Origin of the sequence: Gracilimonas sp., from assembly GCF_040218225.1 — a bacterium.
GTDB lineage: Bacteria > Bacteroidota > Rhodothermia > Balneolales > Balneolaceae > Gracilimonas.
The window spans coordinates 294,196-311,793 of record NZ_JAVJQO010000002.1 but is presented as its reverse complement, the minus strand read 5'-3'; the positions used below and the strand labels follow the sequence as shown (position 1 = coordinate 311,793).

General features: G+C 42.0%; 10 protein-coding genes and 1 riboswitch. Of the genes, 6 read left to right on the top strand and 4 right to left on the bottom strand.

Annotated elements, in window-relative coordinates; genetic code table 11:
* Window positions 1-69: 69 nt before the first annotated feature.
* Entirely contained in the window at window positions 70-849 is a 780-nt protein-coding gene (locus RIB15_RS01365; protein ID WP_350200353.1) for a S1/P1 nuclease, read from the bottom strand.
* A 75-nt stretch (window positions 850-924) separates the two neighbouring features.
* Window positions 925-1,416 carry a VOC family protein gene (locus RIB15_RS01360; RefSeq protein ID WP_350200352.1) on the bottom strand — a complete coding sequence of 164 codons (492 nt, stop codon included), beginning with the start codon at window positions 1,414-1,416 and terminating at the stop codon, window positions 925-927.
* Window positions 1,417-1,561: 145 nt separating this feature from the next.
* On the opposite strand from RIB15_RS01360, the gene RIB15_RS01355 reads away from it, so the two are divergent.
* Window positions 1,562-3,910 (top strand): PAS domain S-box protein, encoded by a 2,349-nt coding sequence (locus RIB15_RS01355; RefSeq protein ID WP_350200351.1) that lies wholly within the window; start codon window positions 1,562-1,564, stop codon window positions 3,908-3,910.
* A 436-nt stretch (window positions 3,911-4,346) separates the two neighbouring features.
* Here the strand turns inward: RIB15_RS01355 and RIB15_RS01350 are convergent, their stop codons facing one another.
* Window positions 4,347-4,826 carry a hypothetical protein gene (locus RIB15_RS01350; RefSeq protein ID WP_350200350.1) on the bottom strand — a complete coding sequence of 160 codons (480 nt, stop codon included), beginning with the start codon at window positions 4,824-4,826 and terminating at the stop codon, window positions 4,347-4,349.
* A 246-nt stretch (window positions 4,827-5,072) separates the two neighbouring features.
* On the opposite strand from RIB15_RS01350, the gene RIB15_RS01345 reads away from it, so the two are divergent.
* Genes RIB15_RS01345 through RIB15_RS01335 form a run of 3 tightly spaced genes read left to right on the top strand, consistent with a single transcriptional unit; the run spans window position 5,073 to window position 8,764 of the window.
* Window positions 5,073-5,765, top strand: a complete 693-nt coding sequence (locus RIB15_RS01345; RefSeq protein WP_350200349.1) for a cupredoxin domain-containing protein — start codon at window positions 5,073-5,075, stop codon at window positions 5,763-5,765.
* Window positions 5,766-5,768: 3 nt separating this feature from the next.
* Entirely contained in the window at window positions 5,769-7,571 is a 1,803-nt protein-coding gene (locus tag RIB15_RS01340; RefSeq protein ID WP_350200348.1) for an adenylate/guanylate cyclase domain-containing protein, read from the top strand.
* Window positions 7,568-8,764 (top strand): hypothetical protein, encoded by a 1,197-nt coding sequence (locus RIB15_RS01335; protein WP_350200347.1) that lies wholly within the window; start codon window positions 7,568-7,570, stop codon window positions 8,762-8,764. Before RIB15_RS01340 ends, RIB15_RS01335 begins: the two co-directional genes overlap by 4 nt.
* Window positions 8,765-8,778: 14 nt before the next feature.
* On the opposite strand, the gene RIB15_RS01330 is transcribed toward RIB15_RS01335, so the two are convergent.
* Window positions 8,779-10,449, bottom strand: a complete 1,671-nt coding sequence (locus RIB15_RS01330; protein WP_350200346.1) for an amidase — start codon at window positions 10,447-10,449, stop codon at window positions 8,779-8,781.
* Window positions 10,450-10,641: 192 nt separating this feature from the next.
* Window positions 10,642-10,861, top strand: a riboswitch (cobalamin riboswitch).
* A gap of 163 nt (window positions 10,862-11,024) precedes the next feature.
* Between RIB15_RS01330 and RIB15_RS01325 the strand changes: the two genes are divergently transcribed.
* Both RIB15_RS01325 and RIB15_RS01320 read left to right on the top strand, forming a co-directional pair.
* Window positions 11,025-12,881: a TonB-dependent receptor plug domain-containing protein gene (locus RIB15_RS01325; protein ID WP_350200345.1), complete on the top strand. Its 1,857-nt coding sequence runs from the start codon at window positions 11,025-11,027 to the stop codon at window positions 12,879-12,881.
* Between the two features lie 642 nt (window positions 12,882-13,523).
* A complete protein-coding gene (locus RIB15_RS01320) occupies window positions 13,524-17,183 on the top strand; it encodes a vitamin B12-dependent ribonucleotide reductase (protein WP_350200344.1) in 3,660 nt (1,219 codons plus the stop codon).
* Window positions 17,184-17,598: the final 415 nt, after the last annotated feature.

Genomic DNA, 17,598 nt, shown 5'->3' with positions numbered 1-17,598 from the left:
GTTCAGCTTCTGAATCGCAGGTTTATGAATCCGGGATTATCTTTAAAAATAGCCCACTTATCTACTTCATCACTCATAAATCTCATTTATCAAACCGGCCATTCGAACACCTGCTTTTACCAATCGTTCCTCTACAGTATCCCAGTTCTTGTAGGAGTATTCGTAGCTTAGTTCCTTGTCTTCCGGGAAATCATATACCTGTGGAAGCAAAGCTTGCGATTCATAAGCCCAGTCTCTGATAGAGGTACTTTGCCATTTTTTGATTTGCTGGTCTGAAGGGTGGTTTATAAAATCAGAAAGCTCTGTGAAGCTAAGTTGTTTGTCATCTATCATTTCACTATCCCACACACGATGCAGGTTCGAGTTGCTCCAGAACCACTGTAACCGGACATCATTTCCACCACGATCGGTTCCATTACCCACATGAAGTGGTTGATGCAAATCACCAACAAGGTGAACGAGTATCTTCAGATTTTCCTCTTCTTGTTTTTGGGTGAGATTGCCTTCCTTCAGCTCTTTAACCACCTTTTCCAACGCCCAAATGATATCACCACCTTCGGCTTTCTCTACCGTTTCATAGGTTTCGCCTTCAGGTATGGTTACATAATGCCATGGTGCCATAAAATCATAAGCATCGTCAGAGCGAACTTCATCCATCCAGACACTTACTTCGGCGAGTGATTGATTCCCTAACACTCTTTTTACTTCTGATGCAGCTTTATCCGTGAGGTATTGCTCTGCAACATGCCCGGTGGCACGGTGACCAATTTGTCCCCAGCGAAGAGCTTCATTAGCGGTTGAGGTAAATCCTAAAGCAAATATGGATAAAAGGGTAAGGAGCTTTTTCATTGAAGATGAGATTGGTTTAAAATTTTTATCAAAGATAACGTTGAGAATATTATGATTCAGTAAAATTTTTAGTAGTTAGTCAATTTCAGCTAGAAGATCCTGAATGTCTAAAGCTTTTGTAAACATATTTAACGAGCCATCTTCGTTTTTTGGCCATTCATTTTCAGGTCGGTCCCAATATAGTTCTACCCCATTCTGGTCGGGGTCATCCAAATATAGTGCTTCCGATACCCCATGATCCGATGCTCCCGATAATGGGTAATCAGCATCTATGAGCCGTTGTAAAATCTCAGCGAGATCTTTTCGGGTGGGATAGAGGATAGCCGTATGAAAAAGGCCCGTACTTTTTCGAGGGGCAGGAGGAGCATTTAAGCTCTGCCAGGTATTTAACCCAATGTGATGATGATAGCCTCCCGCAGAAATAAAAGCAGCCTGATCACCATAGGTAGTTATGAGCTCGAAGCCCAACAACCTGCAATAGAAATCCAGTGATTGATCCAAATCAGATACTTTCAGGTGAACGTGTCCAATTCGGGTTTGAGCAGGTACTTTATATTGATCAGGCATAGCACACTTAATTTTTAACTTTTTATTCCGATAATAAACTAAAGGCTCAACAAGATAGTAAGATCGTTAAAATCTTATCAGCAAAGGTTTTGAGAAGGTAAATTTACTATTTTAGGACAGGTTTCAGGGAATATTTATAAAAATAATGAAGGATAATCGGAAAACACTAACCAGTACGGATGTAGAACAGCTGTTCGAGGATGGCAGTATTATTGCTTTCAAATGTGCATCTACAAGCGAATACCCTGTTACTTTTGTAAGCGCTAATGTTGAAAAGATACTAGGTTTTTCGGCTGATTATTTTTTTACGAAAAGTGGTGCTTGGTCTGGTCGTATTCATCCTGACGATAAGGAGAAAGTGGCCGGCAGGTTCTTTCAAGTGCTTGAAAATGGGGGAACTGCAATCAATGAATACCGCTTTAAGAGAAAGGATGGCCGGCTCATATGGCTAAGAGATGAAATTAAACTGCAGTATAATGATTCGGGCAAACCCGAATCAATTTTGGGAACATCCTTTGAAATTACTGAACGAAAAAAATCCGAGCTGGAAGCCCAAAGAGAGACCGAGAAAGAATTAAGAAGCAGGCTTTCCTACCAACACGCACTGGCTGAATGTTCGAATTTATTAGTAGACGCCTCGGATATTAGCGTCTTTGAGGAAGTGCTTCAAATCCTGCAAAGAATAACAGAAACTGATCGGGTTTACTTCTTTACCAATAAAACTACTGAAGATGGCAACCTATTGGTAAGCCAAAAGTTTGAAGCCTGTGCCGAAGGTGTTGAGCCACAGATCAATAATCCGGAATTACAAGATATTCCCTACAAAGAATTTCCTTTTTTTCAACAAAGGCTTTCATCTAATCTTATTGTTAATCAGCCAAGTTCTGCGTTGCCCTCTCCAGAACGTGAATTGATGGAGATGCAAGGGATTTCATCTGTTTTACTGCTTCCTGTTTTTCAGGGGGATGATTGGTTTGGTTTCCTGGGTTTTGATTCTACGGGCGAAGTTCGTTCATGGGAGCATTATGAGTTACTGACACTCAAGACTTCCGTAGAAATCATTGGGAATTTCCTGAAGCGGCTTTCAATGAAAGAATCGCTTATTGAACAGAGAAACTTTACCCAGCAGATACTAGATAACCTACCTAGTATTGTTACAGTGGTTGATAAAAAAATGAACCTTCTGCTCTGGAATAAAACAGGTGAAAAACTGACTGGATACTCAGCCGAAGAACTTAAGCACATGTCAGCTTTTGACTTTACTCCCAAAGAGAATCATAAAGACCTTATTGAAGCCATGAAAAAAATTCTGGCCAATAAGTCTGCGGGGCAAGAAGTGAACTTGCAACATAAGAGGGGAAAGATAAGCCCCTATTTTTGGCGGGGTAGCACTATTATGATGGATGGGGAGGAAGTGTTTCTGATTATTGGGTTAAATATTGGTAAACAAAAAGAAATGGAGAGGGAACTGATTGAAGAAAAAAGATTTGTTGATGCTATTATTGACGGGCTGCCAGGTACATTTTTTATGCTGGATAAAGACCTGAATTTGTTGAGAGCGAATAAAAATCTTGCTCACGATTTAGGGTATTCTGTTGAAGAACTGCTAAACAGGAAAATGCTTGATCAATACTCCGAAAAGAATAAACAGCTTTTACATGGTAAGGTAGATGAACTTCTTAAACATGGTAAAGTAAGCTTAGAATCCAATCCTATAACAAAAGATGGGAAGACTTTAGCCCGTAATGTAAATGCAGTTTTGTTTGAAAGAGATGGTGAAACATTTATCATCGGTACTGGCCAGGATATTAGTGACCTAAAAAAGAGAGAAAATGAATTACGGGCTACGTTAAATGAAAAAGAAGTATTGCTGCAGGAAATTCATCACAGAGTAAAAAACAACCTTGCTGTGATTTCAGGTTTGCTGGAACTACAGGTTTATGAATATTCTGACCCGAAATTTCAGCGGTTGATTCAGGAAAGCCAGATGCGCATTCAAACCATGGCCATGATCCATGAGAAACTATATCAATCTCAAAACCTGAGTAAAATTTCTATACTTGAATACATAGACGACCTGATCGATCAGATTAAGAGTAGCATCAAGATTGGTAATACCGAGGTGAAAATACATACCGAAATTGAAGATATTGAACTAAATATAAATCAGGCTATTCCCTTTGCTTTGGCTCTTAATGAAATTATTTCCAATGCTCTTGAACATGCTTTTACCGGAAGAAAAAGTGGAGAATTAAGAGTAGAGCTTGAGGAGAAGAATGAAATTATCTATAGCAGAATAAAAGATAATGGGATTGGTTTTTCGGGTGAAGAAAACCTGGCAAGAAAGAACTCCTTGGGCATTACCCTAATAAAGGCACTGTTAAGCCAAATTGGTGCAGAATGGACGATAACGGGAAAGGGTGGTGTTACCTATCAAATTGAGTTCAGGAAAGACAAAGAGAAAGGCTCAAGCAGTACTTTGAGTGAATTGTAGTATTACAAATGTTTTCAACCAGGACAGGTTTTCATCAACATGTTCTGAGCAAGTTCCCGTAATAGAACAAGCCTATTTAAGCCACCTGCCAAAACCTTTAATGATACTCAGGCATATTTTTCAATGCACAGATTATCAGGAAATCCTGTGAAAAAATGGAATGCTCTACAATTATAATTAACTGATACTTAGGAAAATAAAGAGAAAGTTATCCACAAAAAATGTGAATAACTCTGTGGGAAAGTTGTGGGAAAATAGGTGATTTTTTTATTGACAATTGTTCGGGGTTTGTGCTAATTAACTAGTGAACAAAGTCACTGAAAGTACTACGGTATAATTGGTGGGAAGGTCGAAATTAAAGTCCGCGGCCTTGTTTCTTTAAGATTTCAAACCGAAAAATTATAGAAAAGTGTTCCGGGCGATTTTTTTATTTAGCCTATATGGAGTTTTTAAAACTTTGCACAAACGTCCGGTTACCTGTGATGTAAATATCTTTTCTGTCCTTAACCATTTCAGCTAAAAATTCGGCCGCCTCCTCGTAGTTGATATACAAGTCGGCAATGGTAATATTGTTGAAATAGTTGTCACCATATATTTCTACACCAGCACTTCTAACCACTACTTTCTCAATTTCATCGTAGGCTAATTTTTTGCTGATAATCCCATTTTGAAAAATCCCATCCCTGCTAAAAACAATATTAAACCTGTGGTAGGTGGGAAGCTGTAGTGCGATTACTACAATAGCCAGAGTGCAAACGGCAGACAAAATTACTTTAAAAGCAAAAGGCTCATTAGTTCCTACAACAAAAAGCTGAATTAACACATAGGTACAGATAAATATAGAGAGTGGTCCTATCGTGTATAATGAGAGGAGTAGCCATTTTTTTGGTCGTACAATAACCTCTTTCTTCATCATTGCTTTGCCCGATTATTTATAACCCATAACATTTAACTAGTAAATATATAATAAATAATTTTTTAATTGGCTATGGTAAAATCTTAATAAAGGAATTATGAGACCCGGAAAAGGCGAATTTATGATTTAATACAGTCTTTTTGTATCTCGCATTACGTGGTTACAACAATAGGTTATTTTTAGTAGATTGACTTGATTGAGCAAAGGGTTTTTAAAGTAACGTCAATGCTAATTAAACTCAGTATGATGAAGGGGACGCTAGTTCTATCGTATGTGGCTGTTTTCAGTTTTTTTCTGATTATACCCCAAGAATTTGTATCTGCCCGACAAAGCCAACCTCATGGAAAGGTTGAAGGGGTTGTGCTGTTGACTGCCAAGGAGACTTCTGTGAGTGTGGGAGGAAGATATGGGCGACCTTCACGATCAGCGGGCTCTACGGCATCAGTGACCGATTCTGTATTGATTTGGCTTGAAAGCTCATCTTCGTCATCGGGGAAAGCCTCGGAAACACCGGTTTTGCTCGACCAGAAAGATTTATCATTTAGTCCTTCCTTATTGCCTGTTCGTCAACATGGCTCTGTCAGAATTCGCAATTCCGATCCTGTATATCACAATGTATTTAGTCTTTCCCCAAAGAAAAGGTTTGATGTGGGACGCAGACCTAAAGGTCAGTATCTGGATGTAACGTTTGATCAACCTGGTGCGGTAGATGTTTTTTGTGATATTCATTCAAACATGCGTGCTACAATTTATGTAATGCCGCCAAGTGTGATAACATGGACCAAAGTAAAGAACGGGGATTCATTTTCTTTTGATCATATTGCTTCTGGAGATTACCAGCTTCGAGTTTATGCACTCGGTTATCAGGAGAAAGCTATTCCAGTCGAAATTATTTCAGAAGAAGCTATTGAAGTTGGAACTGTAACGCTTAATTTTTAAGCTATGAACAGCAGTCAATTCTTTAGTTTGAGATGGAAACTTCTGACAGGATTTGTAGCACTGGTTCTGACGACCGTTTTGATCCTTCTTTTCAGTTCCAGCCAGATTCTGGAATCGCGAATCAGACAGGATATTGACTCCAACTTTAGTGAAGCAGGCAGAGTATTCGAACGTATCCAGGATATCCGTTTCCGCCAGTTAAGGCAAACAGCCATTTTGTTAGCCGATATCCCAAGTTTAAAGGCCGCCATTTCTACCGGTGATACGGCTACTGTAAATCATGTACTCCGGGAAGATTTGCTGTATCTTTTGGATTTCGATCCTATTATTCCGGATTCACTTGTTCCAAGCGAATTCTATATGAATCCTGACTCAGCGGGATTACTGATTATTTGTGACCCGGAAGGAAGGCCGCTTGGGCAAATGTCATCAGCTCCTCTTCCAAGATATTCAATTGCAGACAGGGCTGGAATAGGCACGGCATTACAGGGAGAAATGCCAGTTCAAAGCTATATTTGGAAAGAAGGTCAGAGGTATTTCAATGTAATCACTATTCCGGTTTGGTCAGGAAATCAGTTGGGTGGAACTCTATCTTATGGATTTCCTATCAGGCAGCTTGAGACCGAACAACTTTCCAGAGATATGGGGCTCGAAGTACTATACTATGTTGATAATCAGCTTTTGGCGGGTTCTTTCGAAAGCATTTCATCTTCCAATAAAAACACACTTTCAAGGAATATACACGCTGCGACGTTTGAAGTACTTAAAAATGGACAGGCAACCTCAACCGAAGTGTCTCTGGGGTCTGAAAATTGGCTTATTTATATTGCGCCAATGTTTGAAACCACGGGCAGCATTAAGGGAATTGACGGGTATTATGCAGTGGCAAAGTCTCTGACAAGAGAGCTGATTCCTCTTCAAAACTTACAATTGTTGATATTTGGTATTGGGATATTTGCAATTGCAGGGGCTATTGCAATTAGTATCTGGATTACCAGCCGAATCACAAAACCAATTTATTTACTGTTAGATGGCGTCCGAAGGGTAGAGAAAGAAGATTTCAGTGAAGAAGTACCCATTACCAGCCGGGATGAAATCGGTGAGTTAACCCGTGCATTTAATGAATTGGTTGAAGGACTGCGCGAACGGCTTCTTATGCTGAAGTTTGTTTCGGAGGCCACACTTGATGCGATAAAGAAAAATATATCACGCATTGAGCCTGGAGGCGAACGAAGAGATATCACGGTTCTTTTTTCTGATATACGTGGTTTCACTGCATGGAGCGAAAACCATACTCCCGAGCAGGTCATTGATATGCTGAATAATTTATTGAGTTATCAGGCAGACCTCGTACATGATTTTGGGGGAGACGTAGACAAGTTTGTGGGTGATGAGCTGGTTGCTGTATTTCAGGGGGAAGACAAAGAGCAACAGGCCGTAAATGCAGCCGTTCAAATCCAGAAGAAATTGAAGTCTCTTTTGCAGAAAGAGGAAGAAGATTTAGCAGTTGGTATAGGCATTAACAGCGGTGAAGTGGTTATGGGAGCCATGGGGAGTGAGAATAGAATGGATTTTACAGTATTAGGTAGTACCGTTAATTTGGGAGCCCGCTTGTGTTCGGCAGCTAAACAACACCAGATCTTAATCTCAGAATCTGTTTTTCTGAACCTGGAACGCAAAGTGCCCATCAATGAACTTGAAACAATAAAAGTAAAAGGAATTGAGAAGCCAGTTCAAATTTATGAGATTGACTGGGATACCGAACGGATGACTTCCATTGCTGAAAGCCGGGGAGGTTTGTCATGAAAATCAAAACGATTTTTGTTTTTGTAATTTTTTTAGGAATTAATTTTCATTCCCTATCCGTAAAAGGGCAGGTTCAGATTGGTGGTCTTGCTGATTTCGAAATTCGGAAGGGAGGGAGCGATTCATCTCCTTACGTGAACCAAACTCCGAATGAAAATATATCCGTTTACACCCCTTATTTACGATTATTTATCAGCGGTAACATTTCAAGGAAATGGTTTGTTTCTGCTGCTTTACAGGCTGATTACTACGATGGAAAGCAGCTTAGTTCTCCTTTCTTTTCGGTGATGAATATCAACTACATGCCAGTTGATGAGTCCAACTTTACGATTACGGCTGGTCGCTTTGTAACACCCTATGGAGCCTATTCCAGCCGTGTACTTTCTTCTGATAATCCATTTGTTCACTTACCACTATCACATGCCTCAGGTCTTCCAATCAGTAAAACTCTGGGTACCTTAATTGATGGGGTGGATTATGGGGACGACATAACAGGCCTGACTATGGTTTATCAGCGTATGTATACTCAAGGAATTATGATAGGGAATAGGGTAGGAGATTCGGGTTGGCTCAGATATAATCTTGCAGCAACTCTGGCGGCTGCATCAAGCCATTTTGAATACGGGGAACATGCCACTCCAGCTTTTACCGGAAGGCTAGTTTTTCAACCTTTTGTATGGGGTAGATTAGGTCTTTCTCTGAGCCATGGTTCATATATGAAAAGAGACGAGATGAACGAAGTGCTGTCCGATGATGAACTTAAGAATTATACCCAAACGTTGTTTGGAACAGATGTAGAACTGTCTTATCACTACTTCACATTTTTGGCATCCTATAACTGGAGTAAATGGGAAGCCCCTTATTTTGATTCACTTGGCACCCCACTATTGTTTGTTTGGGAGGATGAAGTCCAGGTTCAGCACATAAGCTCAGAGTTAATAGCTGATTTTCCATTTCTGCCCGGAGCATATGCAGCAATAAGGCTGGAGCGTCTGATTTCAGGCGACCTCAAAAACAATCAGTCTGCATATAACTATGAGAAATGGACGTATGACCGGGAACGCATAGAATTCACAACGGGATTTAAGCTGGATCGAAATGTGATTCTGAAAGCTTCGTACCTTTATTCCACTAATGGCGGCACTGAATTGGATGACAATGTATTTGCACTACAATTGAGTGCTGGCTTTTAACTTAAGTCACCAGCTTACTCTTTAAAAATTGGCGGATGTTTTTTGTGATGATCGGTAGCATCCTGATAAGCTTTAGCTACAGAAAGGACGGCTGCTTCATCGAATAAATCACCCACAAAAGTGATGCTCGTCGGACGCATATCATCGGTAAACCCATTGGGTAATACCACGCTTGGATGTCCGGTTAAATTGGTTATCAGTAAATTTCCTCCACCAAAAGAAGGGGAGATATAGACATCCACCTGTTCCATCACGGAATCCATTTTCTGAATAAGCTGATACCTGGCCCGGTTGGCATTAATATATTCTATTGCCGGGATAAAGTGAGCAGCCCGGAAGGTGTTCGGCCACGCATTGGGTTCCTGCCACTGCATTGTGTCGTCCTGATTGGTTAATGTCAACTGATCGAAAGCAGCGGCGCCTTCAGCAGTAAGAATGATGCTAAGCGCGCCGGTTTCAAACTCGGGAAGCTCAATAGGAATGAGCTCAACGTCAAGATCTTTGAAAGTTTCCAATACCAGGCTGTCCCGTTCTTTATTCCAATAGTCTTGTTCAAAGGCAGATTTTATATATCCAATTTTTAGATTGGTGATATCCAGATCCGCATTGTAGTTAAACGGGAGGTCGATGATGGTTTGGTCTTTTCCATCCGGACCATAAATAGCATTAAAAACCAGTGCTGCGTCTTCCACACTTCTGGTAATCGGACCTATTTTATCCATACTCCAGCTTAAGGCCATAGCTCCGGTTCGGCTTACCCTTCCATATGTAGGCCGCAGTCCGGTTGTTCCATTACGGGTTGAAGGAGAAACAATAGAACCTAAAGTCTCAGTACCGATTGCAAAAGGGAAGAGTCCGGCTGCAGTACCTGAAGCCGACCCCGCAGAAGACCCACTTGATCCCTGCTCCAAATCCCATGGATTATTTGTCCGGCCTCCAAACCAAATATCTCCATAAGCAAGTGCGCCAAGGGTTGTTTTAGCTATCAAAACAGCACCAGCCTCATCCAGCTTCTGGATAACAGTTGCAGTTTCATCAATTACCTGATCCTTAAAAGGCATAGCCCCCCAGGTTGTTTTGTAACCTTCAACGGCCAGCAGGTCTTTTGCTCCGTATGGAATGCCGTGAAGTGGTCCGCGGTAAGTGCCTTGCTCAAGTTCCACATCCATCTGTTGGGCTTGCTGGAGAGCTCTTTCACGGGTTACAGTAACAATAGCTTCCAGCTCTTCGTCATGTTGTTCAATTCGGTCCAGAAAAAATTCAGTGAGTTCAACAGAGGAGATTTTTCGGTCTTTGATGAGTGAAGCCAATTCTTCAATGGTATAAAAAGCCAGATCCGATTTGTTTTCAGGAAGAGCTACATTTTCAGGCAGGTCCCAGGTTTGTGATCTTTGTTGAAAGTCAAAGCGTTTGCCTACAGGAATCGGATTAAAATTCAGGGAGGGCGGAACCGAATTATTCAATTTAAAATCCCGAATCGTTTGAAGATCTTCCCGGGTATCTTCAAGCGATTCAATCATAGTATCTCTTTCAGTCTGTGTGAACTCAAGTCCGATTACAGAAGCAGCATCCTGAATCATCGCTGAAGTTATCGGAGCATTTTTGTCTTGTATGAATGTGAATGCGAGTAAAAACCCAAGAAAAATGCCTCCTGAAAAAAGCATTACTTTATTCATGTTTTTCATGATATCCTTTCTGAATTGATTGATTTTAAAGCCGAGTATTCTCTGTTGGGATTATGAACAGAAACAGAGACTAAGTCAATGTTTGGTAGGGAATTGTCAGTTTTTTACAACATCAGTGTCAGGCCGATATTCTCATGAAACAGATCGACTTAGGGAATTCGGCATTTGATTTATAAAAAAATGTATTTAGTTTAGCGGCGAATTAATGATGGTCTCGGGTAGATGTTTTTATTTCATCACCCAGAGTTAAAAGGGAATCTCGTGAGAAACGAGAGCTGTTCCCGCAACTGTAATCCGAATTCGCCAGCCGGCGGATGAAGTGCAGCCTCACCTTTGCCACTGTTTCCTAAAAGAAACGGGAAGGCGCTGCAATCGGAGAAGCCAGGAGACCTGCCATCATTTAACCGATGCACCTCTTTCGGGTAAAAGGATGTGCAGCTCAAAAAACAATGCTTTTAGCTCTGAACTTTATCTCATTTTTATCACGCTGAAAACCAGCCGTGGCATTACTGTATTTACTTCAGATAAAAGTTTTTACCCGCCTAATTATATTTATAATCCAATAAACAAGATAAATGAAGTTTCTATACACTATACCTATCATTTTTTTACTGGCGGTTTATCAACCCGGCTATGCTCAGGTTGCTGATACCCTCGATTTGGGAGAAGTAGTGGTGACAGCATCAAAAACACCTACAACCGACCGGGAAACAACAAAGCCGGTTACTGTAATTGAACGGAAGGAAATTGAAAGGCATGCAGGCTTATCAATTTCAGAATTATTAAATCAACAAAATGGAATTACCATTAATGGCGCAGTATCAAGTCCTGGTAAAGACAAGTCAGTTTATCTTCGGGGAGCAACAACCCGATTTACGCTTATTCTTATTGATGGCTTCCCTGCTACCGATCCTTCCGGAGAAGGAGGAGCTTTTGACCTTCGGCTCTTGCCTCTTGAAAATGTAGAGCGCATTGAAATCGTAAAAGGCAGCATGAGTACATTATATGGATCAGATGCCATCGCCGGTGTTATTAATATTATTACACGAGATAGTGAAGAAGGAACTTTCAATATAAACGGAAAAGCGTCCTACGGTTCTTTTAATACCAACGAATGGGAGCTGGGTGCCAGCGGAAGATCAAATCTAATCGATTATTCGGTTAACCTGACACGAACACAAACAGACGGCATTTCTGAAGCGGAACCGCAGAGTGGCTCCAATTTCACAAAAGATGGGTTTCTGCGTAATGCAATCAATGCCCAGGTATCCGTCAAGCCGTTGGAGGGACTAACTGTCACACCATTTCTGAATTACTCCCAATATGATGGGGATTATGATGCAGGTGCTTTTTCTGATGCCGATAATCGTTACGAAGCTGATCTGCTGAACACCGGAGTAAGAGTTAACTACAAAGGTGAGCATTTCGAAATCAAAGAAGCCGCAACGTTCACACAAACAGAAAGAAAGTTTACGGATGGCTTTGGGGTATTCAATCCCGAAGCATCGCTGTTTAATTCTGATCTATACGGCATCCACAACAAATTTGAAAAAGTCCGGTTCCTGGCTGGTTTTAATTTTCAGGATCTGAACTTTCAATTGGATGGGATTGATGAAGGTTCCCGGATTTTGAGTCCATATGCGACAGCCTTTTTACGATCCGGATTTGGACTGAATGGTGAGCTGGGGTTACGGCTTAATAGCCACTCAGAATATGGAAGCAACTGGACCTTTAATATTGCACCGGTTTATAATGTTACCGAACAGATTAAGCTGCTGGCTTCCCTCAGTTCCGGATTCAAAGCGCCAACACTTAATGAGCTGTTTGGTCCGTTTGGGGCAAACACGGATTTGAAACCGCAGGAAAGCCTCACTTTAGATACAGGGATAGAGTTTCATACTTTAGATGGCAGAATCACGACTTCTGCAATTTATTTCCAAAGAAGCATTGATGATTTAATTTCCTATGACGGTACGTTAGGTTATATCAATGTAAACGAACAAAATGATTCTGGAATTGAGTTGTCAGTAGGTTATAGCTTACCCAAAACACAAGTGGAAGTATTCTACAATTATTTAGACGGAGCTATAACTCAGAATGGGCAGGAAACTGATAACCTGATCCGTCGTCCTGATCATAGTTTTGGAGCAAACCTAAACCAGCAACTTACCCCTGATTTCAGTATCAACCTGAGTGGACAATTTATGGGAGATCGAAAAGACATTTATTATAACACTCAGACGTTTGCCAATGAAGAAGTTGAACTGGATAGCTATGTGTTGGTGAATGCCAATTTACAGTATGAATTACTGAGCAAGCAACTCACATTGTTTGCATCCATAAATAACATATTGGATGAAGAGTATACCGAAGTTTATGGTTTCAACACTCCCGGCTTTAATTTCAAAGGCGGGGCGAAATTCTCATTCTGATTTTTGTAATTCGCATATAATAAGGAGATGAAAAAACCGGGTGTCTGTTCAAATATAATGATACCCGGTCTGTTTCAGCATACTATTTGTTAATATCCTCTACGCATTTGCAGGCAAGGCTTTTTACAATATCCCTTTCTTTTATTGCCTTATATGTAGAATTAAAATTGCACATATATTGATCAATTATGTTTAAACTAAATTATTCTAAATATTGACTATTAAATAATGAATAATAATTATATAAAAATAGAATTATATATTTCCTGTGGAAAAATGATTGTGGATAACTTTTTTCTTTAATGTATGTTTAATTCTGGCTCAAAAATATCGTTTAAGATAATTTTATCACGCTTTTTTGGAAGAATATTCCTTTGCGCATGTTTGTTTTTTCGGATACATATATAATAAAAAAATCATTTTTACATTCTGATTTGTCAAGTTAGTAAATCATAAATTCACAGATGTGGATAAGTCCCCGATTTTGTGGAAAAGTATTTGATTTTTTTCTTGCCCAATCACCTCTGCTCGTCTATATTAATTCGTACTTCTTTAGGAGATAACTCATCGGGATTGGGTATTTAAAATTGTCTCTCATCTACGAAGGTTTCAACACAACACGAATAAAAACGAAGTACGCCAATGAAATTTACTCGCTTCTATACTAAGTCTGACTGGAAGACTCCATTTGACGAAATCGAATTTGCAACACGCACCTCAGAAATTAAAAACCCGGACGGCTCACAGGTATTCCATATGGAAGGCGTTGTGGTTCCTGACAGCTGGTCTCAGGTTTCAACAGATGTTATAGCTCAGAAATATTTTCGTAAGGCCGGGGTTCCTGCGAAACTGAAAAAGATCAAAGAAAAGGGAGTGCCGAAATGGTTACAGCGATCTGAAGCTGATGAAAAAGCGCTCAAGGATCTTCCCGAAGAAGAACGTTATACACATGAAATTGATAGCAAGCAGGTCTTTCATCGTTTGGCGGGTTGTTGGACTTATTGGGGGTGGAAACACGACTATTTTGACAGCGAGGAAGATGCGAAAGTTTTTTACGATGAATTAGCGTGCATGCTGGCCAATCAGATGGCCGCACCGAACAGTCCGCAGTGGTTCAATACCGGACTTCACTGGGCATATGGAATTAACGGACCTGCACAAGGGCATTACTACGTTGATGGTAAAACCGGAGAGCTCAAAAAATCCGAAGATGCCTATACACACCCGCAGCCGCATGCCTGCTTCATTCAAAGTGTGGATGACGACCTGGTGAACGAAGGCGGTATCATGGATCTTTGGACTCGGGAAGCCCGGTTGTTCAAATATGGATCCGGAACCGGAAGTAACTTCTCAAAAATCCGCGGAGCTGCTGAGCCGCTGAGTGGTGGCGGAAGAAGTTCTGGTTTAATGAGCTTCCTGAAAATCGGAGATCGGGCAGCCGGCGCCATTAAATCTGGTGGCACAACCCGCCGCGCTGCTAAAATGGTAACTCTTGATCTGGATCATCCGGATATTGAAGAATACATTAACTGGAAAGTTCGCGAAGAGCAGAAAGTAGCCGCATTGGTGGCTGGTTCTAAAACCGTTCAAAAGCACCTGAAGAATATCATCAAGCTTTGCCACACACCGGTAGAAATTGAAGGCCGGACGTTTAACGGAGCTATGAGTCGTGATCCGCTGAAGAACAAAGAACTGGCTAGTGAAATCCGTAAAGCCAAGAGAAATCAGGTTCCGCTTAATTATATAGAGCGTGTAATCCAGCTGGCGGCACAAGGATTTACTGATCTGGAATTTGATACTTACGACACTGATTGGAATTCCGAAGCATATTCTACCGTAAGTGGTCAGAATTCAAATAATTCCGTTCGGGTGCCAAATTCGTTCATGAAAGCTGTGAAGGAAGATAAAGATTGGCATCTGTATGGTCGGGTTGAACTGGATGATGCGGAAGAAGAAGGCCGCGATCCCAAGCCGATGAAAACAATGAAGGCCCGAGAGCTTTGGGATGACATCGCCTATGCAGCCTGGTCATGCGCCGATCCGGGAACACAATACCACGACACCATCAATGAATGGCATACCTGCCCCGAAGATGGCCCGATTAATGCAAGTAATCCTTGCTCGGAGTATATGTTCCTTGATAATACCGCATGTAACCTCGCTTCCCTGAACCTGATGAAATATTTCAAAGGCGATGGTGAGTACAAGGAATTTGATATTGAGTCGCTGGAATACGCCTCCCGAATCTGGACGGTTGTCCTGGAGATTTCGGTGCTGATGGCTCAGTTCCCATCCAAAGAAATAGCGGAGCTTTCCTATGTATTCCGCACGCTTGGATTGGGTTATGCCAATATTGGTGCTGCGCTGATGGTACAGGGACTTCCGTACGATAGTGAAGAAGGAGCTGCTGTTGCAGGAGCGGTTACAGCAACCATGCACATGACATCCTACGCTACTTCAGCCGAGATGGCGAAAGAGCTTGGTACGTTTGAAGGCTACGAGCGTAACAAAGAACATATGCTGAAGGTGATTCGCAATCACCGCCGTGCAGCTTATAACGCTGATCCGAAAGACTATGAAGGATTAACAGTGAAGCCAATGGGTATCGATGCTTCCATCTGTCCTGATTACCTCGTAAAAGCCGCTAAAAAAGCTTCTGACAAAGCGCTGAAGCTGGGCGAAAAACACGGCTATCGAAATGCACAGGTTACCGTGCTTGCTCCAACCGGAACCATTGGTTTGGTGATGGATTGTGATACCACTGGTATTGAGCCTGACTTTGCTCTTGTGAAGTTTAAGAAGCTGGCTGGTGGTGGTTACTTCAAGATTATCAACCAGGCCGTTCCTAAGGCGCTGAAGAATCTCGGTTATTCTGTGAAGGAATCTGAGGATATCATCAACTACGCAAAAGGAGCTGGTTCTGTGGAAGGCTGTCCGCACATCAACCCTGAAACATTGGGTGAGAAAGGTTTTACTGAAACGCAGATTGATGCGATCAACGAAGCACTGCCTGGAAGTTTTGATATCAAGTTTGCCTTCAATCAGTGGACGTTGGGCGAAGACTTCTGCAAGGAGGTGTTAGATATTACCGAAGAGCAGCTCAACGATATGAACTTTGATATGCTGCGCTACCTTGGATTCAGCAAAGAACAAATCCAGGAAGCCAACGATTATGTATGCGGAACCATGACGGTTGAAGGTGCACCACATCTGAAAGAAGAAGATTACGCGGTATTCGATTGCGCGAACCGCTGTGGCCGAATCGGAACCCGATTCATTTCTGCAAAAGGACATATTCGCATGATGGCTGCTGCTCAGCCGTTCCTGTCAGGTGCTATTTCAAAAACCATCAACTTGCCAAATGAAGCGACTATCGAAGATATGAAGGACGCTTATATGGATTCATGGGAGATGATGCTGAAAGCAAATGCACTGTATCGTGACGGTTCCAAACTCAGCCAGCCGCTGAACTCTATGGCGGATGTGCTGGAAGAAATTGACGAGGAAGAAGACGCTCCGGCTGATGCTGAAACCACTATGGCACAGGATAAAGTGCTTGAGGTGGCGGAGCGAATCATCCACAAATATGTGGCCCGTCGCCAGCGACTTCCATTCCGGCGCGAAGGTTACACACAAAAAGTGAAGATTGGCGGACAAAGCGTTTATCTCCGAACCGGCGAGTACGAAAACGGCCAGCTGGGTGAGATCTTTATTGACATGCACCGTGAAGGTGCCGCTTTCCGAAGCTTGCTGAACTGCTTTGCGATCTCCATTTCACTTGGACTGCAACATGGCGTACCTCTGGAAGAATTCGTGGATGCATTCGTATTCACCAAGTTCGAGCCAAGCGGTATGGTAAATGGAAACCCACACGTGAAGATGAGTACATCGGTTATTGATTACATCTTCCGCGAGTTGGCGGTTACCTACCTGGGCAGAGAAGATCTGGCACATGTACCGGCTGATCAGATTGAAACCCGAAATTTACGTCCAACTGCTGATGCCCAGCCAGAAGCAAAAGCGGACACACAGACCGAGGCGAAAGCCCCAAATGCAACATCATCAGATGCTGTCGCAAAAAAGACCGTAGCTGAACCCGAACCGGCCGCTGTTGATACCAGCGAAAGTGCTCAGGTTCAGCAAAAAGCGGTACAGGCCGATAGTTATGAAAGTGAATACGACAAAGCCAAGCAAATGGGATACACCGGCGAAGCCTGCCCGGAATGCGGCAGCATGACCATGGTCCGTAACGGAACCTGCATGAAGTGTATCACCTGTGGTTCTACCACCGGCTGCTCGTAATTAATAAATGATTGTCATTGCGAAGGTTGCGGCGAATGCCCAACCTGAAGCAATCTCCCGGACGAAGCTTTGATGGGAGATTCATAAACTTTCATGGAGAACAGGATAAACCCTGATTGGCCGATCGCCAGTCGGGGTTTTTTATTGGAACACAGATTTTTTGGATTCAGAGATTTCACAGATGAGTTTCACTCTTCCGCTCCACGTTAAATCATGAGTTTCCCCTCCTTGGAGGGAATTCAGGGGGGCGAGGTTGCTAAAGTTTCTATGCGTTAATCATGCCAAGTCAACCTGCAACACTCACCCAATCTATCCCGTAGCCTCATCTGAATCTTTGAGCTGAATTTCTGCGATTGGGAATTATCAAAGATTTACTGTAAATACCGCTTGGTATTCAACGGGGTAAGGTATTACC